The organism is Streptomyces sp. NPDC053048, from assembly GCF_044547045.1.
Taxonomy (GTDB): domain Bacteria; phylum Actinomycetota; class Actinomycetes; order Streptomycetales; family Streptomycetaceae; genus Streptomyces.
This window is the reverse complement of the sequence record NZ_JBITZS010000001.1, coordinates 478,736-500,073: the sequence shown is the minus strand read 5'-3', so window position 1 is coordinate 500,073 and position 21,338 is coordinate 478,736. Positions and strand designations below refer to the sequence as shown.

The window sequence follows — 21,338 nt, the reverse complement described above, 5'->3', positions numbered from 1 at the left end:
TATACGGAATCGGCGCGCTCGGCGCCCCGATCATCCTGCCCCAGCCGGTGCGCCCCCCGCGCCGACACGCCCGTTCCAGGCGAGCAGCGCCGGACGCCCGTGCTCGGTGCCGATCCGGCTGACGGTCCCGGTGTCCAGCCGGAACAGCGCCCCGGCCGACGGCGGCAGCCCGAGCCTACGAGCCGTCAGCACCCGCAGGAAATGGGCGTGGGCGACCAGGACGACATCACCACCGGCACCGTCCCGCAGCCGGGGTGCGATCCGCGCCAGCACCCGGTCGGCGCGCGCCCCGACCTGCTCGGGGCTCTCGCCGGGGTGCCCGGCCGGGCCCGGCACCGTCCCGTCGTCGAAGAGGAACCAGCCGGGCCGCTCCCGCTGGATCTCGGCGGTGGTGACGCCCTCGTAGCCGCCGTAGTCCCACTCGCGCAGGTCGGGCTCGGTCGCGGCGCCCTTCAGGCCCGCCAGCTCGGCGGTCCGCGCGGCCCTGGCCATGGGGCTCACCAGCACCTCGGCGATGTCCCGCCCCTCCAGCCACGGCCGCAGCGCCTCGGCCTCGCGCTCCCCGCGCCCGGTCAGCGGCAGGTCCGTCCAGCTGGTGTGCCGGCCGTCACGGCTCCACTCGGTCTCGCCGTGCCGGATCAGCAGCAGCTCACTCATCGCCGCTCGTCGCCTTGGCCTGCGCCTCGGCCACCGAGGCCCGCACCTCGTCCATGTCGAGCTCGCGCGCCTGCCGGATGACGTCCTCCAGCGCGGCAGCGGGCAGCGCGCCGGGCTGGGCGTAGACGGCGATGTTCTCCCGCACGATCATCAGGGTCGGGATCGACCGGATCTCGAAGGCGGCGGCCAGCTCCGGCTGCGCCTCGGTGTCGACCTTGGCGAACACCAGGTCGTCATGGGTCTGCGCGGCACGCTCGAAGACGGGCGCGAAGCTCCGGCACGGCCCGCACCACTCGGCCCAGAAGTCGATGAGCACGAACCCGCTGCCGGACACCACCTCGTCGAAGTTGTCCTTGGTGAGCTCCACGGTGCTGCTGCTCATGAGCGCCTACCCGCTTTCCGGTCCGGTCCGTCGACTGCTGGCCCTGGCACCGTAACCGCCCGTCGGCACGGCGTATTCCACGCGGCCCGGCCCCTACCCCGCAAGAGCGACACGACGCGGGCCGGTTCCCTCCGGCCCGGCCGCCGGCGCCCCCGCTACCCGCTCGCGTCCGCCAGGGCCCGTTCGACGCCCGGCTCGTGCGGCCCCAGGAACGTCGGGCTGGGGCGCACCAGCGCGTCCAGCGCCGCCTTGCCGGCCGCGAACACCTCGCGGGCGCCGCCCGCGTACCAGGTGACGTCGTGCTTGGCGGCCACCCCGACCCCGTAGGAGTCGATGCCCGCCGCCTCGCACAGCGCCACCGCCCGGCGTATGTGGAAGCCCTGGCTGATCAGCACCGCGTGCTTCACCCCGAAGATCCGCTCGGCGCGGGCGCAGGAGTCCCAGGTGTCGAAGCCTGCGAAGTCGGCGACGATCCGGTCCTGCGGGACTCCCCGCTCCGTCAGGTACGCGCGCATCGCGTCCGGTTCGTCGTAGTCGGCGCGGCTGTTGTCGCCGGTGACCAGCACCACGCGCACCTTGCCCGCGCGGTACAGCTCGGCCGCCGCGTCCAGGCGGTGCGCCAGGTACGGGGACGGCCTGCCCTGCCACAGGCCGGCGCCGAAGACCATCGCGACCGGCGCCGGGGGCACGTCGCCGATCTCCCGCACCCGCGGCGTGCCCGATACGTACACCCAGGTGGCGGGCAGCAGCGCCAGTACGCACGCCGCCATCACCGCCCACAGCAGGTGCCGTCTGCCGCTCCTCGTCGCGGGCAGCGCCGGGCGCATCATTCGCGCCGGACCCGCAGAAAACATGTGACCTCCCCCGTTTCGCGATGGACCAACGCGGGGCGCTCCCGGCTGGTTCCCGTACCGCACGCGCATCGCTGCTGTCACACCCTGCGGCTACCGTCAGAAGTATGAACGGCAGCACAGCACGGACAGCGTCGGAGCAGAACGGCATCGCCGGCTACGAGGAACCGGACCTGGAGCGCTGGGCGCCCGAGCCCGACAAACGGCCCGGCCGCACCGCCTTCCAGCGCGACCGGGCCCGCGTGCTGCACTCCGCCGCGCTGCGCCGCCTCGCCGGCAAGACCCAGGTCGTCACGCCCGGCGTGAGCGACCACGCCTGGGACGCCAGCCCCCGCACCCGCCTGACGCACTCCCTGGAATGCGCCCAGGTGGGCCGCGAGCTGGGCGCCGCCCTCGGCTGCGACCCCGACCTCGTCGAGGTCGCCTGCCTGGCGCACGACCTGGGCCACCCGCCCTTCGGGCACAACGGCGAGCAGGCCCTCGACGAAGTAGCCGCGTCCTGCGGCGGATTCGAGGGCAACGCCCAGTCGCTGCGCCTGCTCACCCGGCTCGAGCCCAAGCGCTTCGTGCCGGACCCGGCCACGGGCGAGCTGGTCAGTGTCGGCCTCAACCTCACCCGCGCCGCCCTGGACGCCGCCACCAAGTACCCCTGGACGCGCGGCGGCCACCCCACCGACCCGGCCTCCCGCAAGTTCGGCGTCTACGCCGACGACGTGCCCGTCTTCCAGTGGCTGCGCCAGGGCGCCCCGGGCCACCGCCAGAGCTTCGAGGCGCAGGTCATGGACTGGGCCGACGACGTCGCCTACTCCGTGCACGACGTCGAGGACGGCCTGCACGCCGGCCACCTGGACCCGGCCGTCCTGCTGGCCGGGCCCGAGCGCCGCGAGGTCTTCGCCGTCGCCGCCGGCCGCTACGCCCCGGGCGCCGGGACCGACGAGCTCGCCGAGGCGCTGGACCGCCTCCTCGAGCAGGAGTGGTGGCCGCACGGCTACGACGGCTCCGCCGTCTCCCAGGCCCGCCTCAAGGACGCCACCAGCCAGCTCATCGGCCGGTTCTGCCTCGCGGCCGAGGGGGCCACCCGGGCCGCCTGGGGGCCCGGCCGGCTCACCCGCTACGGGGCCGAGCTGGTCGTCCCGCGCGAAACGCGCCTGGAGTGCGCGGTGCTCAAGGCCGTCGCCGACCGCTACGTCATGCAGCGCGAGGACCAGGAGAAGCTGCGCGCCGAACAGCGCGTGGTCATCGCCGAGCTGGGCGCGGCGCTGGCCGCCCGCGCCCCCGACGGGCTCGACCCGCAGTTCCGCACCCTGTTCACCGAGGCCGCCGACGACACCGGCCGGATGCGGGCGATCGTCGACCAGATCGCGGCCATGACCGACATCTCGGCGCGTTCCCTGCACGCCCGGCTCACCGGCCCGCGCGGCAGGGCCGGCACCGGGCGGCCGGACGGTCCCCGGGACTGACCCCGCGGGGCCCTTGCGGTGGGCGTCCCGTCCGGGGTAGTCCCTCTACCGGCGCCACGCGGGGTGCGGGACTCTCGGCAGTGGCTCTTTCGACCGGGGACGACAACCGCGGACGTGCCGGAACGGGACGTACCGCGCGCAGCGAGGAGGCAGCAAGTGGTGGACGCACACCAGACGTTCGTCATCGTCGGAGGGGGCCTGGCCGGCGCGAAGGCGGCCGAGACCCTCCGGTCGGAGGGCTTCACCGGCCGGGTGATCCTCATCTGCGACGAACGCGAGCATCCCTACGAGCGCCCGCCGCTCTCCAAGGGCTACCTCACGGGCCGCGACGCCCGCGACAGCGTGTTCGTCCACAAGCCCGACTGGTACGCCAAGGCCGATGTCGAGCTGCACCTCGGCCAGCCCGCCGTCCACCTCGACCGCGCCGCCAAGTCCGTCCGCCTGGGCGACGGCACCCTCGTCCACTACGACAAGCTGCTGCTGGCCACCGGCTCCGAGCCCCGCCGCCTCGACATCCCCGGCACCGGCCTGGCCGGCGTCCACCACCTGCGCCGCCTCGCGCACGCCGAGCGGCTGCGCGGCGTGCTGTCCTCCCTCGGCCGCGACAACGGCCACCTCGTGATCGCCGGCGCCGGCTGGATCGGCCTGGAGGTGGCCGCCGCCGCCCGCGGCTACGGCGCCGAGGTGACCGTCGTCGAGCCCGAGCCCACCCCGCTGCACACCGTCCTGGGCCCCGAGCTCGGCCAGCTCTTCACCGACCTGCACAGCGAGCGCGGCGTCCGCTTCCACTTCGGCGCCCGCCTCACCGAGATCGCCGGGCACGACGGCGTGGTCCTCGCCGCCCGCACCGACGACGGCGAGGAGCACCCCGCCCACGACGTCCTCGCCGCCATCGGCGCCGCCCCCCGCACCGCCCTCGCCGAAGCCGCCGGTCTCGCCCTCGTCGACCGCGAGGACGGCGGCGGCATCGCCGTCGACGCCACCCTGCGCACCTCCGACCCCGACATCTACGCGGCCGGCGACGTCGCCGCCGCCGAGCACCCCTGGCTGGGCACCCGGCTGCGCGTCGAGCACTGGGCCAACGCCCTCCACGAAGGCCCCGCCGCCGCCCGCGCCATGCTGGGCCAGGAGGTCTCCTACGACCGGGTGCCGTACTTCTTCTCCGACCAGTACGACCTGGGCATGGAGTACTCCGGCTACGCGCCCCCCGGCAGCTACGACCAGGTGGTGTGCCGGGGCGACGTCGGCAAGCGCGAGTTCATCGCCTTCTGGCTGTCCCAGGGACGGCTGCTGGCCGGGATGAACGTCAATGTGTGGGACGTCACCGAGCCGATCCAGCGGCTGATCCGCTCCGGCGCCCGCCTGGACCCCGAAGCCCTCGCCGACCCGGCGGTGCCGCTGGACGCGCTGGCGACGGCATGAGGGCCACGGCATGAGAAAGATCCGCACCGCCCCGGTCCCCGTCGGGGAGATCTTCGCCCTGCGGCACACCGTCCTGCGGCCCGGCCTGCCCGCCCGGTCGGCCGTCTTCCCCGAGGACGACGCCCCCGGCACGTTCCACATCGCCGCCTACGACGAGGAGGGGGCCGTCCGCGGCTGCGTCACCTTCCTCCCCGAGCCCCTGCCCGAGCCCCTGCCCGGCGCGGACGGGCCGGCGTACCGCTTCCGCGGCATGGCCAGCGACCCGGCCGTGCGCGGCCTGGGCTACGGCGTCGCCGTCCTGCGGGCCGGCCTGGCCGAGGCGGCCGCGCGCGGCGCCGCCCTGGTGTGGTGCAACGGCCGCACCTCCGCCCGGGGCTTCTACGAGCACCACGGCTTCCGGGCGCGCGGCGAGGAGTTCGTCGTGGAGGGCGTCGGCCCGCACTTCGTCTTCACGATCGGGGTTCCGGACAGCGCGGCCGGGGATGTCGGAGGGCCACCGTAGAATTCACGCGTGGCAGGCAGGATCAACGATGACGATGTGAAGGCGGTCCGGGACGCGGTCCCGATCGACGCCGTCGTGTCCGAGTACCTCCAGCTGCGCAACGCGGGCGGCGGCAACCTCAAGGGCCTGTGCCCGTTCCACGACGAGAAGTCCCCGTCCTTCCAGGTCAGCCCCGCCAAGGGGCTCTTCTACTGCTTCGGCTGCCAGGAGGGCGGGGACACCGTCGACTTCATCATGAAGATCGACCACCTCTCCTTCGCCGAGACCATCGAGCGCCTCGCCTCCCAGGCCGGCATCACGCTGCGCTACGAGGAGGGCGGCTACACGCCCGGCCGCCAGCAGGGCGAACGCATCCGCCTGGTCGAGGCCCACAAGATCGCGGCGAAGTTCTACGCCGAGCAGCTGGCGAGCCCCGAGGCCGAGATCGGCCGGCAGTTCCTCGCCTTCCGCGGCTTCGACCAGGCCGCCGCCGAGCACTTCGGCGTCGGCTACAGCCCGGCCGGCTGGGACCACCTCACCCGCTTCCTGCGCGGCAAGGGCTTCAGCGACAAGGAGCTGCTGCTCTCCGGCCTCGCCCAGGACAGCCGCAGCGGCAAGCCCATCGACCGCTTCCGCGGCCGCCTGATGTGGCCCATCCGCGACATCACCGGCGAGGTCATCGGCTTCGGCGCCCGCAAGCTGCGCGACGACGACAACGGCCCGAAGTACCTCAACACCCCCGAGACCGCGATCTACAAGAAGTCGCACGTCCTCTACGGCATCGACCTCGCCAAGAAGGACATCGCCAAGACCAACCGCGCGGTGGTCGTCGAGGGCTACACCGACGTCATGGCCTGCCACCTGGCCGGCGTCACCACGGCCATCGCCACCTGCGGCACCGCCTTCGCCGGCGACCACATCAAGATCCTGCGGCGGCTGCTGATGGACAACTCCGCCTCCGAGGTCGTCTTCACCTTCGACGGCGACGCGGCCGGCCAGAAGGCCGCCCTGCGCGCCTTCGAGGACGACCAGAAGTTCGCCGCCGAGACCTCCATCGCCATCACCCCCGGCGGCATGGACCCCTGCGAGCTGCGCCTGGCCGAGGGCGACGCCGCCGTGCAGACCCTGGTGGACACCCGCACCCCGCTGTTCGCCTTCGCCATCCGCCAGGTCGTCGCCCGCCACAACCTGGACACCGCCGAGGGCCGCGCCGCCGCCCTGGAGGCCGCCGCCCCGATCGTGGCGAACATCAAGAACAGCGCCATCCAGCACGAGTACGCCGTGCAGCTGGCCGGCATGCTCGGCATCCTCGACACCCAGTTCGTCGTCCGCCGCGTCGGCCAGCTGGCCCGCTGGGCGCGCGAGCGCGGGCAGCGGCCCGACCAGGGCCGCGGACAGCAGCGGCAGGCGCCGCCCGCCGCCCCTGCCGCCCCGCAGGCCCCCCGTGGGGGCCCCGCACTCAACCTGCGCAGCCCCGCCCAGCTCACCGAGCGCGAGCTGCTCAAGCTCGCCCTGCAGTTCCCCGAGCTGGTCGCCCCCGCCTTCGACGCCTACGGGGAGGACGAGTTCACCGCCGCCCCCTACGTTCTCGTCCGCCGCGCCGTCGAGGAGGCCGGCGGCGTCACCCAGGCCGACGCGGGCTACCTCGCCCGGGTCCGCGACGCCGCCCCCGACGACACCGTGCGCCGCCTGGTGACCGAGCTGGCCGTCGAGGCGATCCGCGCCAAGAACGTGGACGAGGCCTACGCGGGCGTGCAACTGGTCCAGGTCCGGCTGCGGGCCGTGGAGCGGCGCGTGAAGGACGTCCAGGCCGGCATGGTCCGGCTGGGCAGCCAGGCCGACCCCGAGCACCTGGCCGCCGTGGCCAACGAGCTCTGGGTGCTTGAGCAGTACGGCCGTGCCCTGAAGGACCGCGGCGCAGCCGCCCTGTAATCGTCCGGTCACCGTACGGGCTCAGAAAGTGCCCGCACGCCCCTCGTGGCGGGCCCGCGTCGTGCCCCACACTGGTGGGCGGTGCCCGAGTCCCGGAGCGCGGCAGGTCCGGCCTGCTGGACCGGACTCCCCCCGAAGCCGCTCCAGCTCCCGGCACGGGCGGCGGCACGGCCGCCGTCGCGCCCGAATGCTCTGCCGCATGTTCTGCCGCCTCAGCAGCGATCACCCTGGAGGTCGCCCCCGTGCAGACCCGGACCCCGACACTGCCACAGGCCCAGGCCGATCCGGCACCGTCCGTGCCGCAGCAGGCCGAGCCCCCCGCGTCCGAGACCCTGGCCTTCGCCGTGGAGCCCGTTCCGGATCCGGTCCGGGAGCCGGCACCGGAACCGGCCGCGCGGGCCGACACCAGCGGCCCGTCCTCCGACCTCTTCCGCCAGTACCTGCGCGAGATCGGCCGCATCCCGCTGCTGTCGGCGGCCGAGGAGGTGGAGCTGGCCCGCCGCGTCGAGGCGGGCCTGTTCGCCGAGGAGAAGCTGAGCAGCACCCCCGACCTCGACACCCAGCTGGCCCTCGACCTCGACCGGCTGGTGGTGCTCGGCCGGATGGCCAAGCGCCGCCTGATCGAGGCCAACCTGCGCCTGGTGGTCTCCGTCGCCAAGCGCTACATCGGCCGCGGCCTGACCATGCTCGATCTGGTGCAGGAGGGGAACCTGGGCCTGATCAGGGCGGTCGAGAAATTCGACTACGCCCGGGGCTACAAGTTCTCGACGTACGCGACCTGGTGGATCCGCCAGGCCATGTCCCGGGCGCTGGCCGACCAGGCCCGCACCATCCGGGTGCCCGTGCACGTGGTGGAGCTGATCAACCGCGTGGTGCGGGTCCAGCGCAGGATGCTGCAGGAGCGCGGCTACGAGCCCACCCCCGAGGAGGTCGCCGTCCAGCTCGACCTCTCCGAGGAGCGGGTCAGCGAGGTGCTGCGCCTGGCCCAGGAGCCGGTGTCGCTGCACGCCCCGGTGGGCGAGGAGGACGACGTCGCGCTCGGCGACCTCATCGAGGACGGCGACGCCACCTCTCCCGTGGAGTCCGCGGCCTTCCTGCTGCTGCGCGAGCACCTGGAGGCCGTGCTCTCCACCCTCGGCGAGCGCGAGCGCAAGGTCGTCCAGCTGCGCTACGGGCTGGCCGACGGCAGGCCCCGCACGCTGGAGGAGATCGGCCGGATATTCGGCGTCACGCGCGAGCGCATCCGCCAGATCGAGTCCAAGACCCTCAACAAGCTGCGCGACCACGCCTTCGCCGACCAGCTCCGGGGCTACCTGGACTGAGGCACGGCCGCGCGCCGGCCGTCACACCGCGTCGAAGGCCCCGGGGTGGGTCTGCTCGCGCACGGTCGCGTACTGCTGCCGCACCGCCTGCCCCACGGGCAGGTCCTCGCCCGTCGGCTCGAACACCTGGCCCGCGGCCGCGGGCCACAGCGGGGGCTGCTGCGGGGACAGCATGCCCTGCTGCACGCCCAGCGCCCACGCGGCCTGCCGGGCCGCGCCCAGCGCCGCGTAGTCGGCGGGCTGCACCACGACCACCTGCGCGCCGAACAGCGACGGGGCGATCGCCTGCACGGCCGGCAGCTCGGCCGCCGGGCCCAGCAGGAAGACCCGGCGCACCTCGACGCCGCGGCCGCGCAGCACGTCCAGCGCGTCCGTCAGCCCGCACAGCATGCCCTCGAAGGCCGCCCGCGCCAGGTGCTCGCGCTTCATGCTCTCGCGCCGCAGGCCGGAGAGGGTGCCGGCGGCGTGCGGCAGGTGCGGGGTCCGCTCGCCCTCGAGGTAGGGCAGCAGGACCATCCCGTAGGAGCCGGGCGAGGACAGCAGGGCCAGCTCGGAGAGGCCGCCCAGGTCCGTGCCGAGCAGTTCGGCGGTGCCGCGCAGGACGCGTGTGGCGTTGAGGGTGTGCACGACGGGCAGGTGCATGCCGGTGGCGTCGGCGAAGGACGTGATGGTGCCGGTGGAGTCCGCGAGCGCCGAGTGGTGCACGGCGAAGACCGAGCCGGAGGCGCCCAGCGAGACCACCGCGTCGCCCAGGCCCACGCCCAGGCCGAAGGCCGCCGCCATCGTCTCGCCCGTACCGGCCGAGATCAGCAGGCCCTCCGGGGTGTGCCCGGCCGGCTCGGCGGGCGCCAGCACGTCCGGCAGCGCCGCCTGGCGGCCCAGTGCCAGCTCCACCAGGTCGGGGCGCCAGCTGCCCGTCGCCGCCGACCAGAAGCCCGTTCCCGAGGCGTCGCCGCGGTCCGTGGTCCGGCGCAGCGGGCGGCCCAGCAGCTGCCAGACCAGCCAGTCGTGCGGCTGCAGCACCGCGGCCACGCGCGCGGCCGACTCGGGTTCGTTGCGGGCCAGCCAGCGCAGCTTGGCCACCGCCTGGGCCGCCTGGGGCACCGCCCCGACGGCCTCCGCCCACGCGGCCCGGCCGCCCAGGGCGTCGGTGAGGTCGGCCGCGGCGGCCTGGACGCGCTTGTCGTTGCCGAGCAGGGCCGGACGTACGAGCACGCCGCCGGCGTCCAGGGTGAGGAGCCCGTGCTGCTGCGCGGAGACGCCGATGGCCTGGACGCCCTCCAGCAGGCCGCCGGTGGCCGCGTCGCCCAGCGACATCAGCCACGCCTGGGGATCGCCCTCCGGAAGCGACGACGGATGGGGTGCGTACCCCTGCCGGAGCACGGCGCCCGTGTCCGTGTCACAGACGACGATGCGCGTGCTGTCCGAAGAACTGTCCAACCCGGCGACTATGCCCATGCCGAGATGATGCCAAACCCCTGCCGGTGACCCGGCATCCGGTCGGTCATTGGGGGAGGCGCCGCTCGGGGGACGGGGCAGGGGGCCGGGTCAGGTGTTGCTGGTGCCCCACTCGTCCTCGTCGGCGCGCTGCTCGCGCAGGGAACGGATCCGGCCCGCCACCGAGCCCGGCAGCCGCTCGCCCAGCCGGTCACAGGCCTTCGACGCCAGCGCCCGGCCGTTCACGGCGGCGGTCTCCACCGTGTTGCGCACGGCGGGATTCTGCGCGACCCGCTGCGCGCCCTTGCGCAGCTCCTCGTACCGTTCGCGCCCGGCCCGCGCGCCGAGCACATACCCGACAGCCGCGCCGGTGATGAACGTCAGCCGGTAGCGCATCGCGCACCGTCCTTCCGCTTCCGTCGGATCCGCTGTGCCCCGCCTACCCGGCCGCGCCGAAGGTCACTCCCGAGGTCCGGGGGGATACCGATTGGCGGAGCACCCCCCTGCTTGCGCTAATGTATGTGTCGCAGCGAGCGCACGCCGCCCGGGAGACCGGTCGGAGGTGCATTCGAGGCACAGCGACAATCCCCTGTAGCTCAATTGGCAGAGCAGCCGGCTGTTAACCGGCAGGTTACTGGTTCGAGTCCAGTCGGGGGAGCGCGATCCCTTGTAGCTCAATTGGCAGAGCAGCCGACTGTTAATCGGCAGGTTACTGGTTCGAGTCCAGTCGGGGGAGCTGTGAGACGAGGACCCTTCGGGGTCCTTTTTTCATGCCGGAGGGGAACCGAACGGCCGTGATCGAAGTCCTCATGGTCAGACCGATCACACGATACGGCCCCACCGGGGCAGCAGATCGTATGAACGGCTATGCTGCGGCAGACGGCGCGCACAGATGTGCGCGACGCGCCGTGAACGGGGCGGTAGCTCAGCCGGTTAGAGCAGCGGACTCATAATCCGTCGGCCGTGGGTTCGAGTCCCACCCGCCCCACTCACGTCGCGCAGGCGCAGAAACGATGCGACCTGCGGGTTTCAGTGCCCCGACCGGCCTCTGCCGGGCGGGGCACAGTGCTGAGCGCTCCGCCGCGTGACGCAGGTCTCACTGTGCGCTCACCTGCCGCGCTCACGCCCGCTGGGGCTCGCGGCCGTTTATGGCGTCCAGGTAGAGGCGGAAGATCTCGTCGTCGTTCAGGGGGCTGTAGGAGATCTTGTCGCTCTCCTCGCCGTCGGGTCCGCCGCCGTTCAGGCCGCCGAGGACGCCGACGATGTCGCCGGTCTTCGTCCGCTCGTCGAAGTTGGCCAGCCAGGGGCTGCCGGAGGTGCCGGAGAAGAAGCCGTCGCAGCGCATGGTCATCTGCTTGTGGCCCGGCAGCCGGGAGGTCAGGGCGGTGCAGCGGATGGCGCGGTCGGCGGGGTCGCTCTCGGCGCTGGGGTAGCCGATGACGGTGACGCGGTTGGTGTAGCCGGGCGTGCGCGCCAGGCGGTTGGCGCCGGTGACGCGCTCGAGCTGGCGACCGCGGCTGTCGGCCTTGACGGTGGCGAAGGCGAAGTCCAGGTCGGAGCCGTCGCCGGTGTCCGCGCGGCGGGGGTCGACGAAGGAACGATCCACCGCCCACACCCCGTAGGGCTGTCTGCTCTCGCCCTGCCGGTAGCCGGGGACGAACGCGGCGTCGTCGCCGAAGCCGCAGTGACCGGCGGAGACGATGAGGTTGCCCTTGGGGCTGTGGACCACGCTCGCCGTGCAGTGATGGTCCTTCAAATCCTCGCCGACGTAGAACAGCACGCCGACGGTCGGGATCCCGTCGAAGTGCCGGGCGCTGCTCGTGACGCCCCGGCCCGCGCTCGCCGCGTCGCCGTCGGCCGCGTCGTCCAGGGTGGCCGTGGACATCCGCGCGGGCCCCCAGAACCGCCGGGCCTCCTCGCTGGACCAGGTGCCGTCGCGGCCGTGTCCGCCGGCCCCTCTGGGGACGGCCGCCGCGAGTGCGACCACATACAGCCCCGCGAGCATGGAACGGACCCAACGGGCCCGGCTCCACCGGGAGAAACGCACAAGCACCCCCACCGCGTCAGGAAGGTAGCGACAGGCTAACCGCAACCGGCGGGAATCCCGTGCACCGGGCTGTTTTCCGCATGGTCGGGAGGGCGAATGGTCAGTAGGACGAATGGTCGGTCAGGCGCATGGTCGGGAGGGCGAATCATCGCCCCGCTCACCCGCCCCACTGGTCGTACGCCAGCTTGCACACCAGCGCCAGGACCACCACGACCAGCACGCCGCGCACGAAGCCGGTGCCCCGCTTGAGGGCCATCCGCGCGCCCAGCGCGCCGCCGGTGAGGTTGAAGACGGCCATGGGGGCGGCGATTTGCCACAGCACGGCGCCCTGCGCGGTGAAGGTGACCAGCGCGCCCACGTTGGTGCAGACGTTGACGATCTTCGCCGTGCCGGAGGCCGCCACCAGGTCCATGTGGAGGATCCCGGCCAGCGCCAGGACGAGGAAGGTGCCGGTTCCGGGGCCGATCAGCCCGTCGTAGAAACCGATGCCGAGGCCGGCGACGAGGACGGCGGTGAGCACGCGGCGCCGGGTCGGGGCGGTGGTGGCGCCGGCCGTGGCGCCGAAGGTGGGCCGCAGCAGCACGAAGGCGAGCACCGCCAGCAGCACGGCCATGATCAGGGGCCGCAGCACGGCGCTGTTGATCCCGGAGGCGAAGAACGCGCCGGCCAGCGAGCCGCCGAGCGCGGCGAGTCCGATGCGCACGGCGGTCCGTACGTCGATGGGCGCCTTGCGGGTGTAGGCGACGGCGGCGGCGGTCGTGCCGCAGATGGCGACGGCCTTGTTGGTGCCGAGGATGTGAGCGGGCGGCAGATGCGGCAGTCCCACCAGCAGCGCGGGCAGCTGGAGGAGGCCGCCGCCGCCCACCACGGCGTCGATCCAGCCGGCCGCCGCCGCGGTCAGGCAGAGCACGGCCAGCGTCGTCAGCGATATGTCGGGGATCACCGGCGCGATCGTACGGGGTCGGTCCCGGGCGGCGTGCCGTCCCGCTGTCTCCCGTAGCCTTTCCCGAGAGCTAGCTACTCACCCGTAGCGACCACGCACGGATCGCAGAGGAGCACGGCACACATGAACACCTGGAACACGAGCGACATCCCCGACCAGAGCGGTCGTACCGCCGTCGTGACGGGGGCGAACAGCGGCATCGGGTTCGTCACCGCCCGGGAGCTCGCCCGGCGGGGGGCGAGGGTGGTGCTGGCGTGCCGGGACGCCACGCGGGGGAAGGCCGCCGAGGAGCTGTTGCGGGCTCAGGTGCCCGGGGCGGACGTGCGGTTGGCCGAGCTGGACCTCGCCGACCTGGCCTCGGTGCGGGCCTTCGCCGGGGAGCTGAAGGAGGACCGGCTGGATCTGCTGGTGAACAACGCCGGGGTGATGGCGTTGCCGCACCGCCGGACGGTCGACGGCTTCGAGATGCAGCTGGGCACCAATCACCTCGGGCACTTCGCGCTCACGGGGCTGCTGCTGCCCCTGCTGCGCGAGGCCGGGGCCGGGGCGCGGGTGGTGACGGTCTCCAGCGGGCTGCACTTCCTGGGGAACGTCGATCCGCGCGATGTACAGATGGACAACGGCTACCGCCGCTGGACCGCCTACGGCCGGTCAAAGAGCGCCAACCTGCTCTTCACCCACGAGCTCGCGCGTCGGCTGACGGCCGAGGGGTCGGAGGTCGTGGCGGCGGCCGCGCACCCGGGGTACGCGGCGACCAACCTGCAGACGGCCGGGGCGCGCATGGAGGGCCGGGCGTGGGCCGAGCGGGCCGCGGAGCTGCTCAACCGGGCCGTGGCGCAGAGCGCGGAGGACGGCGCCCTGCCGACGCTGTACGCGGCGACGGCGCCGGGCGTGCGGCAGGACGACTTCATCGGGCCCCGCGTCCTGCTCTGGCGCGGCGCCCCGGCGCGCTCGCCGCGGGCGCCCTGGACGCGGGACGACCGGGCGAGCGCCGGCCTGTGGTCGGTCTCGGAGCGGCTGACGGGCGTCACGTACGAGTGAGCGGGGACTCGGGTCCGTCCCGACGCCCTAGTCGAGCCCCGACGCCCTGAGCACCGCCCGCGCGCCCTCGCCGTCGATGCGGTCCGCGAGGGCGGCCAGCGGCACCGCGCCCTCGCGCAGCAGGCCGCGCTCGCGGGCGCGGCGCGCGCCGGTCTCCAGGTGGTGCCACAGCAGGGGGTTGGCGGCGAGCACCCTGGGGTCCAGCTCGACGCGGTTGCCGCCCACGTCCCGCAGGACCAGCCGCGGGGCGATGCCGTCCGCGCGCCGCACCTGGGTGAGCAGGTCGGTGCGGACCCGGTGCTCGCGCAGCAGGCCTCGGGCGGCGAGCCAGTCGGCTCCCGCGGTGACCCGCACGGGCCTGAGGACGGCGACGAGGGCGCCGCCGATCGCCGCCCAGCAGCCGCCGCGCGGCCAGTCGAGGCTGCCCCGGGCCAGGTCGGCGAGGACGAGCACCCCGCCGAGGGCCAGCCCGCACCACCACGCGGAGAGGGCCTCGCGCCGCCAGCCGAGGTCCCGGGCGAGCACGCCGCCGGCCGGCGGCCGCTCCCGTGGGCCCCGGCCGTGACGGTTCGCCTCGCGCACGCGCGTACGCGCCCGTAATGTCTGTCGCCGTCCCATGCCGTGACGGTAGAACCGGCCTCATGGTCAAGTGCCCCGTGTTGACGCCCCACTGACGGGGTCTTGGCCAATCCTTGCGCCACTCTGACGCACCCTTCCCCGCAGACGTCAAGAACGCGTATGGAAACCGCCAAAACGCGCCAAGAGGCCGCCAAGGGACGGCGACGCCCCGGCGGCGCGGGCGCACGCTGAGCCTCCCACCCAACGGAGGTACGACAAAAGATGTCCATGCTGGCCAATTCGGAGCACGCGGCGGGCACGGGCGAGGAGCCGCCCGATACCGGCGCCGTCCGGCCCGCCGCCGAGGACCGGCACCGGCTCACCGCCACCCAGGGGCTGGCGGCCCTGTCGCTCGACGCGATGGCGTCGGTGGCGTACGGCCCGGAGGCGATCGTCCTGGTGCTGGCGGCCGCCGGGGCGCACGGCCTGGGCTTCACGCTGCCGGTCACGCTCGCGATCGCCGCGCTGCTGGCCGTGCTCGTCGCCTCCTACCGGCAGGTCATCGCGGCGTTCCCCGACGGCGGCGGCTCCTACGCGGTCGCCAAGCGGCATCTGGGGCGGCGCACGAGCCTGTTCACCGCCGCCTCCCTGGTCCTGGACTACGTGCTCAACGTGGCCGTCTCGGTCACCGCCGGCGTCGCCGCGCTCACCTCCGCCTTCCCCTCCCTCTACGGCGACCGGCTGTGGATCTGCCTGGGCGTGCTGGCGCTGGTCACCGGCGTCAACCTGCGCGGCATCGTGGACTCCGCCAAGGCGTTCATCGTGCCCACCGCCGTCTTCGTCGGCTCGATCCTGGCGGTGATCGTGGTCGGCCTGTTCCGTTCCGCGCCCGCGAGCACCGAGGCCGCCGCCGGCCACGCGTCGGTCCTGTCCGACAACGCCACCGCCGTGGGCGCCCTGCTGCTGCTCAAGGCCTTCGCCGCGGGCTGCTCGGCCCTGACCGGCGTCGAGGCCGTCGCCAACGCCGTGCCCTCCTTCCGCGCCCCGGCCACCCGCCGCGCGCAGCGCACGGAGGTCGCGCTGGGCGCGCTGCTGGGCGCCATGCTGATCGGCCTGTCGGTGCTCATCGGCCGCTTCCACCTGCAGCCGGTCGAGGGCGTCACGGTCCTCGCGCAGCTGGCCGACGCCTCGCTCGGCCACAACTGGGCCTTCTACGTGGTTCAGTTCGCGACCGTGATCCTCCTCGCGCTGGCCGCCAACACCTCCTTCGGCGGGCTGCCCGTCCTGATGAGCCTGCTGGCCCGGGACAACTACCTGCCGCACGTCTTCGGCCTCAAGGCCGACCGCCAGGTGCACCGGCACGGCGTGCTGGCCCTGGCCGCCGTCTCCGCCCTGCTGCTGGTGTTCTCCGGCGGCGACGTCAACACGCTCGTGCCGCTCTTCGCGATCGGGGTGTTCGTCGGCTTCACCATCTGCCAGGTCGGCATGGTCCGTCACTGGCGGCAGGAACGATCCGCCGGCTGGCGGGGCAAGGCGCTGCTCAACGGCTTCGGGGCCGTGCTCACGGGCGTGTCGGCCGTCGTCGTCACCGCGACGAAGTTCACCGAGGGCGCCTGGCTGATCGTCGTGGCGCTGCCGCTGCTGGTGCTGGTCCTCGAGGCCGTGCACCGGGCGTACGGGCGGATCGGCGAGCGCCTGGGGCTGGGCCGGGTGCCCGAGGCGCCGCGCCGCTGCCACTCGCTGGTCGTGGTGCCGGTCTCCTCGCTGTCCCGGCTGACGAGCAAGGCGCTGACCGCCGCCGTCTCGCTGGGCGACGAGGTGGTGGCCGTGACCGTCGCCCAGCCCGACGCGGAGGGCCGGCGCGCGGTGGAGTCGCTGCGACGCGACTGGGAGCTGTGGAACCCGGGCGTCGACCTGGTCGAGCTGCCCGCGCCCTCGCGCTCCTCCCTGGGCCGCCCGATCGTGGAGTACGTGCGCGAGCTGTCCGACCGGCACCCCGACAACCGGGTGACCGTGCTCATCCCCGAGGTGGAGCCCGCGCACGTCTGGCAGCGGCTGCTGCAGAACCAGCGGGGCGCGGTGGTCGCGCACGCGGTGCGGCGGGACACGGACGCGGTGATCTGCCGGCTGCGGTTCCGCATCGCGGCGGGGACACCGCGCTGAGCGGAGGGCCCGGCGACGGCGGAGGGCCGATCGGCAAGCGGAAGGCCGGCCGGAAAGGCGGAGGGCCGGCCGGAAGGCGGAGGCCCTCTGTCGTAATCCCCTTCCATCGCTGATCGTTGATCCCATCGATCCCGGTCCGCGAGGGGAGAGCCGACATGCCGATCACCCGCAGACAGCTCATGGCCGGCGGCGCCGGCCTGGCACTGACGGGCGGCCTCGCCGCCGCGTGCGGATCCGACACCGGACGCGGCGGTGGGGGTTCGGGGCCACGGCTGTCCCAGTGGTACCACCAGTACGGTGAGCCGGGCACCCGGCAGGCGGTGGGCCGTTACGCCGCCGCCTACCGGAAGGCCGACGTCCGGGTGGAGTGGCGGCCCGGCAACTACGACCAGCAGACGGCCGCCGCGCTGCTGAGCACGTCCGGCCCGGACGTCTTCGAGGCCAGTGGCCCGACGGTGGACCAGATCCGCGGCGGTCAGGTCGTCGACCTGACCGATCTCCTGGAGGGCGTGCGGGGCGACTTCCGCCAGGACGTCCTGGCCACCAAGACCTACGAAGGACGCGTGTGGGGCATCCCCATGCTCGTCGACACCCAGCTGCTCTACTACCGCAAGAGCCTCCTCCGCAAGGCCGGAGTGCGGCCGCCGGGGACGCTGGACGAGCTGGTGGACGCCGCCCGCGAGCTCACGGACAGGAACACCAAGGGCCTGTTCCTCGGCAACGACGGCGGCGCGGGCGCCCTCGGCGGAACACCGCTGTACGCCGCCGGGCTCTCGTTGGTGACCGCCGGCGGCACGGTGGGGTTCGACGAACCGGCCGCCGCCCGTACCCTCGGCAAGCTGCACCGGCTGCACGCGGAGAAGTCCCTGCTGCTGGGGGCGCCCACCGACTGGTTCAACCCGGCGGCCTTCACCCAGGGGCTCACCGCGATGCAGTGGACCGGGCTCTGGGCGCTGCCGCAGATCAGGAAGGCGCTCGGGGACGACTTCGGGGTGCTGCCCTTCCCGCCGGACGGCCCGGCCGGCAGGCCGGCCGTCCCGGTCGGGGCGTGGACGGCGGCGGTCAGCTCCCGCAGCGGGCACCAGGAGGCGGCGAAGGCGTTCGTGAAGTGGCTGTGGGTCGAACGCACCGACCACCAGAAGGACTTCGCCCTCTCCTACGGCCTGCACATCCCCGCCCGCGCCTCCCTCGTCGCCGGGGCGGACAGGCTCCAGGAGGGCGCGGCGGCGGAGGTGGTGCGGTTCGCCGGGGAGCACGGCTTCGCCTCGCCGCCCCTTTTGTGGACGGCGGCCTGCCAGACCGCCTATCTGGACGCGCTCAACCGCGTCATCCGGGAGGGCGCCGACCCCGCCGCCCGGGTGCGGACGGCCGTGCGGGCGGCGGAGGGCGAGCTGCGGCGCCTGCGGAAGAAGAGCTGAGTGGGCGCCGGGCGCGTCTCCGGGCAGCGGAACCGTACCCTCTGGTTCTGGATTTTCACCGGGCCGTTCGTAGCCGGGCTCGTCTTCTTCACGTACGTCCCGCTCGCCTGGAGCGTGTACCTCAGCTTCTTCGACGCCCACAACACCGTCTCCCCCACCGAGTTCACCGGCCTCGGCAACTACACGGCCGTGCTGGGCGACGGCGCGTTCCGGTCCTCCCTGGTGACCTTCGCCGTCTTCACGGCCTTCATCGTCCCGGCCACCTACGCGCTGTCACTGGGCCTGGCCCTGGCGGTGAACCGGCTGCGCGTCGCCCAGGCGTTCTTCCGCTCGGTCTTCTTCCTGCCCACCGCCTGCTCGTACGTCGTCGCGGCGGTGATCTGGAAGCTGTCGGTCTTCAACGGGGTGCGGTTCGGACTGGCCAATACCGTGCTGGGATGGTTCGGCGCGGAACCGGTGGCCTGGCTGTCGTCCACCGACCCGCCCTGGTACTGGCTCGTCGTCGTCACCGTCCGCCTCTGGCTGCAGACCGGCTTCTACATGGTGCTCTTCCTGGCCGGGCTGCAGCGGGTTCCGGTGCGGCTGTACGAGGCGGCGGCCCTGGACGGCGCCCGGCCCGGGTGGCAGACGTTCCGCCACATCACCTTCCCGGCGCTGCGCGCCACGTCCGTCGCGGTGGTGCTGCTGCTGGTGGTGGCGGCCTTCCAGGCCTTCGACGAGTTCTACAACCTGCTCTCCGACGCCCGCGGCTACCCGCCCTACGCCCGGCCTCCGCTGATCTACCTCTACTACACCGCGCTCGGGCAGGAGCAGAACCTGGGGCTGGGCAGCGCGGGCGCGGTGGTCCTGGCGCTGGTCGTCGGGGTGGTCACGGTCGTCCAGGCCCGCTGGTCGGGGCTCGGCCGCAAGGAGGAGTGAGCTTTCGTGGACAACGCCCTGGTACGCGCCGGGCGGGCCCTGCGGCTGGTGCTGCTGGTCGCCCTGGCGGTGCTGTTCCTCGTCCCGTTCTATCTGCTCGTCCGCAACGGCCTGGCCTCCGAGGCGGAGATCACCGCGCCCGGCTGGACGTTCCTCCCCCGCGACCCGCACTGGTCGAACGTGCGCGAGCTGTTCACCGACCCGGACGTGCCGATGGCGCACGCGCTGCTGAACTCCTCACTGATCGCGGTGGTCACCACGGCCGGCACCCTGCTGCTCGCCTCGCTCGCCGGGTACGGGCTGGCCCGCATCCCCTACCGGCACGCGAACGCCGTCTTCTACGCGGTGGTGGGCACCCTGCTGGTGCCGGCGGCGGTCACGTTCGTGCCGTCCTTCGTGCTGGTGTCGTCGCTGGGCTGGGTCTCCACGCTGCGTGGGCTGATCGTGCCGACGCTCTTCAGCGCCTTCGCGTGCTTCGTCTTCCGCCAGTACTTCCTGGGCTTCCCGCGCGAGCTGGAGGACGCGGCGCAGGTCGACGGGCTGGGCTACTGGCGCACGTACTGGCAGGTCGTGGTGCCCAACTCCCGGCCGGTGTTCGCGGCGGTGGGCACGATCGTCTTCATCGGCGCCTGGAATTCCTTCCTGTGGCCGCTGGTCATCGGGCAGGGCCGCAGCTCGTGGACGGTGCAGGTCGCGCTGTCGACGTTCACGACCGCGCAGACCGTCAACATCCACGAGCTGTTCGTGGCCGCCGCCGTCTCGATCGTGCCGCTGCTGCTGGTCTTCCTGGTGCTGCAGCGCTACATCGTGGCGGGAGTCGAGCGTTCGGGGATCGACGACTGAGACGGCCGGCCCCGCCCGGCCCGCGTGGCCCCGGAGCTCACCCCCCGGGGAACTGCAGCATCGTGGCGGGGGTGGAACGCTCCGGCAGCGACGGCTGGCTGCGGGCCCTGCCCTGTGTCCCCCGGTGGCCGCCGCGCAGCAGTGCGGCACCCAGCGGGGTGAGGGTGTGCATCACGGCGCTGCCGTTGCGCAGGGTCAGCACCAGCCCGGCCTCGCGCAGCACGCCCGCGTGCTGGCTGGCCGAGGCGGCCGACACCCCGACCCTGCGGGCGAGTTCGCTGGTGGTGCAGCCGCCGCCGATGGAGCCCAGCACCGCCGAGCGGGTGTGCCCGACCAGCTTGCCCAGCGAGCGCGGCGCGGCCGGGGCGGCGGGCGCCGATTCCGACATGGCCCGCGCGGGGTAGACCAGCACCGGGGTGAGCTCGGTGTTCTGCAGGGTCACGGGGGTGCGGCGGCAGAAGAACGAGGGCAGGAGCAGCAGTCCGCGACCATTGAGGTACATGTCCCGGTCGACGGGGTAGTCGACCTCCAGTACCGGTGCCCGCCAGCGCATGGTGGGCGGCAGCGAGGACAGCAGGGCGTCCGCTCCGCCGTCCAGCAGGGCCCGGCCGCGCACGGCGCGGTCGGCCTCGATCTGGGCCTGGATGTGCGCCCAGTACGGGGCGATGGCGGCCTGGTGGTAGGTGTGCAGGGCGTTGATGAGCTTGGCGAAGGCCCTGGCGTCGCCCTCGGCGAGCGATCGTATCCAAGCCGGCAGGGTGCGCACGGTGGGCAGCCGGCTCAGTTCGTCGTGGACCCGGTCGGCCGGGGTGGCCCGCAGGGCCTGTATGCCGGACTCCAGTCCGTCTAACCCTTCGGGCGGTGTCAGGAAGTCCGGGAAATAACCACGGGACGGAACCAGCGGCGCCAGAAGCCGAGTTTCACCATTCAACCGAGCGCGGGTTTCCGAGCGCCAATCGCCGAAGATCGACTCGCCTTGTTTGTCCCGAAGCCGGTGCAGGCTCAATACGGTTTCCCAGAGCACGTCCGGGTCGCCGGCCAGGCGCAACCGGGCCAGATCGAGTCCAGTGAAATGGACACGCAGCACCAAACCCCCACATGAGACATCCGCAACCACCCCCCGCTCACTGAGTATGCACACCGATACGAGGTGTTACCACGTCCTTTTGGCCACAGTTGAAAGGACTCGCGGCGAACATCGCAGAAGCGAAATGCTATTCACGCACTCAGGGCCGCCCCGCTCGTTCCCGTGGGGGGTGGCGAGCGAATAAGCGGCCGCTGAGTACGCGAGTTGCCGCCCGAGCCGATGCGGGCGGCAACAACTCCCGGTGGGGGAGTAAAGAGGGGCGGCGCTCCCGCACGGGCGCCGCCCCTTCGCCATGCCGTGGGGCCGCCGGGAGCGGCCCGGGTGATCATCGCGTACCCATCGCGTTACGAACAGGTTAACGATCTCGCGGATCGAC

The 21,338-nt window shown here is 73.3% G+C and carries 19 protein-coding genes and 3 tRNA genes; 13 read left to right on the top strand and 9 right to left on the bottom strand.

All coding sequences use genetic code 11. The features are described 5' to 3' along the window. Nucleotides 1–30: 30 nt before the first annotated feature. From ACIG36_RS02470 to ACIG36_RS02460, 3 genes are all read right to left on the bottom strand, one after another. A complete protein-coding gene (locus ACIG36_RS02470; RefSeq protein ID WP_399920583.1) occupies nucleotides 31–657 on the bottom strand; it encodes a histidine phosphatase family protein in 627 nt (208 codons plus the stop codon). Further along, complete coding sequence (trxA, locus tag ACIG36_RS02465) at nucleotides 650–1,039, bottom strand: thioredoxin (RefSeq protein WP_399920580.1); 390 nt, start codon at nucleotides 1,037–1,039, stop codon at nucleotides 650–652. Before trxA ends, ACIG36_RS02470 begins: the two co-directional genes overlap by 8 nt. Nucleotides 1,040–1,194: 155 nt before the next feature. After that, entirely contained in the window at nucleotides 1,195–1,893 is a 699-nt protein-coding gene (locus ACIG36_RS02460) for a vancomycin high temperature exclusion protein (RefSeq protein ID WP_399920577.1), read from the bottom strand. 104 nt (nucleotides 1,894–1,997) lie between these two features. Between ACIG36_RS02460 and ACIG36_RS02455 the strand changes: the two genes are divergently transcribed. From ACIG36_RS02455 to ACIG36_RS02435, 5 genes are all read left to right on the top strand, one after another. Further along, nucleotides 1,998–3,350, top strand: a complete 1,353-nt coding sequence (locus ACIG36_RS02455; RefSeq protein ID WP_399920573.1) for a deoxyguanosinetriphosphate triphosphohydrolase — start codon at nucleotides 1,998–2,000, stop codon at nucleotides 3,348–3,350. Between the two features lie 156 nt (nucleotides 3,351–3,506). Further along, the gene (locus tag ACIG36_RS02450; RefSeq protein WP_399920571.1) at nucleotides 3,507–4,772 is read left to right on the top strand and encodes an NAD(P)/FAD-dependent oxidoreductase; all 1,266 of its coding nucleotides are present in this window, start codon (nucleotides 3,507–3,509) and stop codon (nucleotides 4,770–4,772) included. A 10-nt stretch (nucleotides 4,773–4,782) separates the two neighbouring features. Next, a complete protein-coding gene (locus tag ACIG36_RS02445) occupies nucleotides 4,783–5,274 on the top strand; it encodes a GNAT family N-acetyltransferase (RefSeq protein ID WP_399920568.1) in 492 nt (163 codons plus the stop codon). Nucleotides 5,275–5,283: 9 nt separating this feature from the next. Beyond that, nucleotides 5,284–7,185, top strand: a complete 1,902-nt coding sequence (gene dnaG / locus ACIG36_RS02440) for a DNA primase (RefSeq protein ID WP_399920565.1) — start codon at nucleotides 5,284–5,286, stop codon at nucleotides 7,183–7,185. A gap of 113 nt (nucleotides 7,186–7,298) precedes the next feature. Then, nucleotides 7,299–8,507, top strand: coding sequence for a sigma-70 family RNA polymerase sigma factor (locus ACIG36_RS02435; RefSeq protein ID WP_399922148.1), 1,209 nt, complete (start codon nucleotides 7,299–7,301; stop codon nucleotides 8,505–8,507). Nucleotides 8,508–8,528: 21 nt separating this feature from the next. Here the strand turns inward: ACIG36_RS02435 and ACIG36_RS02430 are convergent, their stop codons facing one another. Both ACIG36_RS02430 and ACIG36_RS02425 read right to left on the bottom strand, forming a co-directional pair. Beyond that, nucleotides 8,529–9,965 (bottom strand): FGGY family carbohydrate kinase, encoded by a 1,437-nt coding sequence (locus ACIG36_RS02430; RefSeq protein WP_399920563.1) that lies wholly within the window; start codon nucleotides 9,963–9,965, stop codon nucleotides 8,529–8,531. 90 nt (nucleotides 9,966–10,055) lie between these two features. Next, nucleotides 10,056–10,340 carry a YtxH domain-containing protein gene (locus tag ACIG36_RS02425; protein WP_399920560.1) on the bottom strand — a complete coding sequence of 95 codons (285 nt, stop codon included), beginning with the start codon at nucleotides 10,338–10,340 and terminating at the stop codon, nucleotides 10,056–10,058. Between the two features lie 189 nt (nucleotides 10,341–10,529). On the opposite strand from ACIG36_RS02425, the gene ACIG36_RS02420 reads away from it, so the two are divergent. From ACIG36_RS02420 to ACIG36_RS02410, 3 genes are all read left to right on the top strand, one after another. Then, nucleotides 10,530–10,602 (top strand) — tRNA-Asn (locus ACIG36_RS02420). A gap of 5 nt (nucleotides 10,603–10,607) precedes the next feature. After that, nucleotides 10,608–10,680: transfer RNA gene (locus ACIG36_RS02415), tRNA-Asn, on the top strand. Nucleotides 10,681–10,858: 178 nt separating this feature from the next. Beyond that, nucleotides 10,859–10,932: transfer RNA gene (locus ACIG36_RS02410), tRNA-Ile, on the top strand. A 132-nt stretch (nucleotides 10,933–11,064) separates the two neighbouring features. On the opposite strand, the gene ACIG36_RS02405 is transcribed toward ACIG36_RS02410, so the two are convergent. Together ACIG36_RS02405 and ACIG36_RS02400 are read right to left on the bottom strand one after the other, a co-directional pair. Beyond that, nucleotides 11,065–11,949, bottom strand: a complete 885-nt coding sequence (locus tag ACIG36_RS02405; protein WP_399920557.1) for a trypsin-like serine peptidase — start codon at nucleotides 11,947–11,949, stop codon at nucleotides 11,065–11,067. A gap of 199 nt (nucleotides 11,950–12,148) precedes the next feature. Further along, nucleotides 12,149–12,934, bottom strand: a complete 786-nt coding sequence (locus tag ACIG36_RS02400; protein WP_399920554.1) for a sulfite exporter TauE/SafE family protein — start codon at nucleotides 12,932–12,934, stop codon at nucleotides 12,149–12,151. A gap of 123 nt (nucleotides 12,935–13,057) precedes the next feature. On the opposite strand from ACIG36_RS02400, the gene ACIG36_RS02395 reads away from it, so the two are divergent. Beyond that, nucleotides 13,058–13,975 carry an oxidoreductase gene (locus ACIG36_RS02395; protein WP_399920552.1) on the top strand — a complete coding sequence of 306 codons (918 nt, stop codon included), beginning with the start codon at nucleotides 13,058–13,060 and terminating at the stop codon, nucleotides 13,973–13,975. Between the two features lie 27 nt (nucleotides 13,976–14,002). Here the strand turns inward: ACIG36_RS02395 and ACIG36_RS02390 are convergent, their stop codons facing one another. Continuing rightward, nucleotides 14,003–14,593, bottom strand: a complete 591-nt coding sequence (locus ACIG36_RS02390) for a hypothetical protein (RefSeq protein WP_399920549.1) — start codon at nucleotides 14,591–14,593, stop codon at nucleotides 14,003–14,005. Nucleotides 14,594–14,815: 222 nt separating this feature from the next. On the opposite strand from ACIG36_RS02390, the gene ACIG36_RS02385 reads away from it, so the two are divergent. The 4 genes from ACIG36_RS02385 (at nucleotide 14,816) to ACIG36_RS02370 (ending at nucleotide 19,875) form a co-directional block, all read left to right on the top strand. Then, nucleotides 14,816–16,696: an APC family permease gene (locus ACIG36_RS02385; RefSeq protein ID WP_399920546.1), complete on the top strand. Its 1,881-nt coding sequence runs from the start codon at nucleotides 14,816–14,818 to the stop codon at nucleotides 16,694–16,696. Nucleotides 16,697–16,851: 155 nt separating this feature from the next. Next, nucleotides 16,852–18,114 (top strand): ABC transporter substrate-binding protein, encoded by a 1,263-nt coding sequence (locus ACIG36_RS02380; protein WP_399920543.1) that lies wholly within the window; start codon nucleotides 16,852–16,854, stop codon nucleotides 18,112–18,114. Then, nucleotides 18,115–19,032, top strand: a complete 918-nt coding sequence (locus ACIG36_RS02375) for a carbohydrate ABC transporter permease (protein WP_399920540.1) — start codon at nucleotides 18,115–18,117, stop codon at nucleotides 19,030–19,032. A 6-nt stretch (nucleotides 19,033–19,038) separates the two neighbouring features. Further along, entirely contained in the window at nucleotides 19,039–19,875 is an 837-nt protein-coding gene (locus ACIG36_RS02370; protein WP_399920538.1) for a carbohydrate ABC transporter permease, read from the top strand. A gap of 37 nt (nucleotides 19,876–19,912) precedes the next feature. Here ACIG36_RS02370 and ACIG36_RS02365 read toward each other — a convergent pair whose 3' ends face one another. Then, nucleotides 19,913–20,962 (bottom strand): ArsR/SmtB family transcription factor, encoded by a 1,050-nt coding sequence (locus ACIG36_RS02365; protein WP_399920536.1) that lies wholly within the window; start codon nucleotides 20,960–20,962, stop codon nucleotides 19,913–19,915. Between the last annotated feature and the right edge of the window lie 376 nt (nucleotides 20,963–21,338).

What these genes read in the sequence shown, in the direction of transcription:
- ACIG36_RS02445 (WP_399920568.1), top strand. Translation starts at nt 4,783, where the DNA reads ATGAGAAAGATCCGCACCGCCCCGGTCCCCGTCGGGGAGATCTTCGCC.
- trxA (WP_399920580.1), bottom strand. Translation starts at nt 1,039, where the DNA reads ATGAGCAGCAGCACCGTGGAGCTCACCAAGGACAACTTCGACGAGGTG.
- ACIG36_RS02380 (WP_399920543.1), top strand. Translation starts at nt 16,852, where the DNA reads ATGCCGATCACCCGCAGACAGCTCATGGCCGGCGGCGCCGGCCTGGCA.
- ACIG36_RS02455 (WP_399920573.1), top strand. Translation starts at nt 1,998, where the DNA reads ATGAACGGCAGCACAGCACGGACAGCGTCGGAGCAGAACGGCATCGCC.
- ACIG36_RS02430 (WP_399920563.1), bottom strand. Translation starts at nt 9,965, where the DNA reads ATGGGCATAGTCGCCGGGTTGGACAGTTCTTCGGACAGCACGCGCATC.
- ACIG36_RS02395 (WP_399920552.1), top strand. Translation starts at nt 13,058, where the DNA reads ATGAACACCTGGAACACGAGCGACATCCCCGACCAGAGCGGTCGTACC.
- ACIG36_RS02385 (WP_399920546.1), top strand. Translation starts at nt 14,816, where the DNA reads ATGTCCATGCTGGCCAATTCGGAGCACGCGGCGGGCACGGGCGAGGAG.
- ACIG36_RS02405 (WP_399920557.1), bottom strand. Translation starts at nt 11,949, where the DNA reads ATGCTCGCGGGGCTGTATGTGGTCGCACTCGCGGCGGCCGTCCCCAGA.
- ACIG36_RS02470 (WP_399920583.1), bottom strand. Translation starts at nt 657, where the DNA reads ATGAGTGAGCTGCTGCTGATCCGGCACGGCGAGACCGAGTGGAGCCGT.
- ACIG36_RS02460 (WP_399920577.1), bottom strand. Translation starts at nt 1,893, where the DNA reads ATGTTTTCTGCGGGTCCGGCGCGAATGATGCGCCCGGCGCTGCCCGCG.
- ACIG36_RS02390 (WP_399920549.1), bottom strand. Translation starts at nt 14,593, where the DNA reads ATGGGACGGCGACAGACATTACGGGCGCGTACGCGCGTGCGCGAGGCG.
- ACIG36_RS02425 (WP_399920560.1), bottom strand. Translation starts at nt 10,340, where the DNA reads ATGCGCTACCGGCTGACGTTCATCACCGGCGCGGCTGTCGGGTATGTG.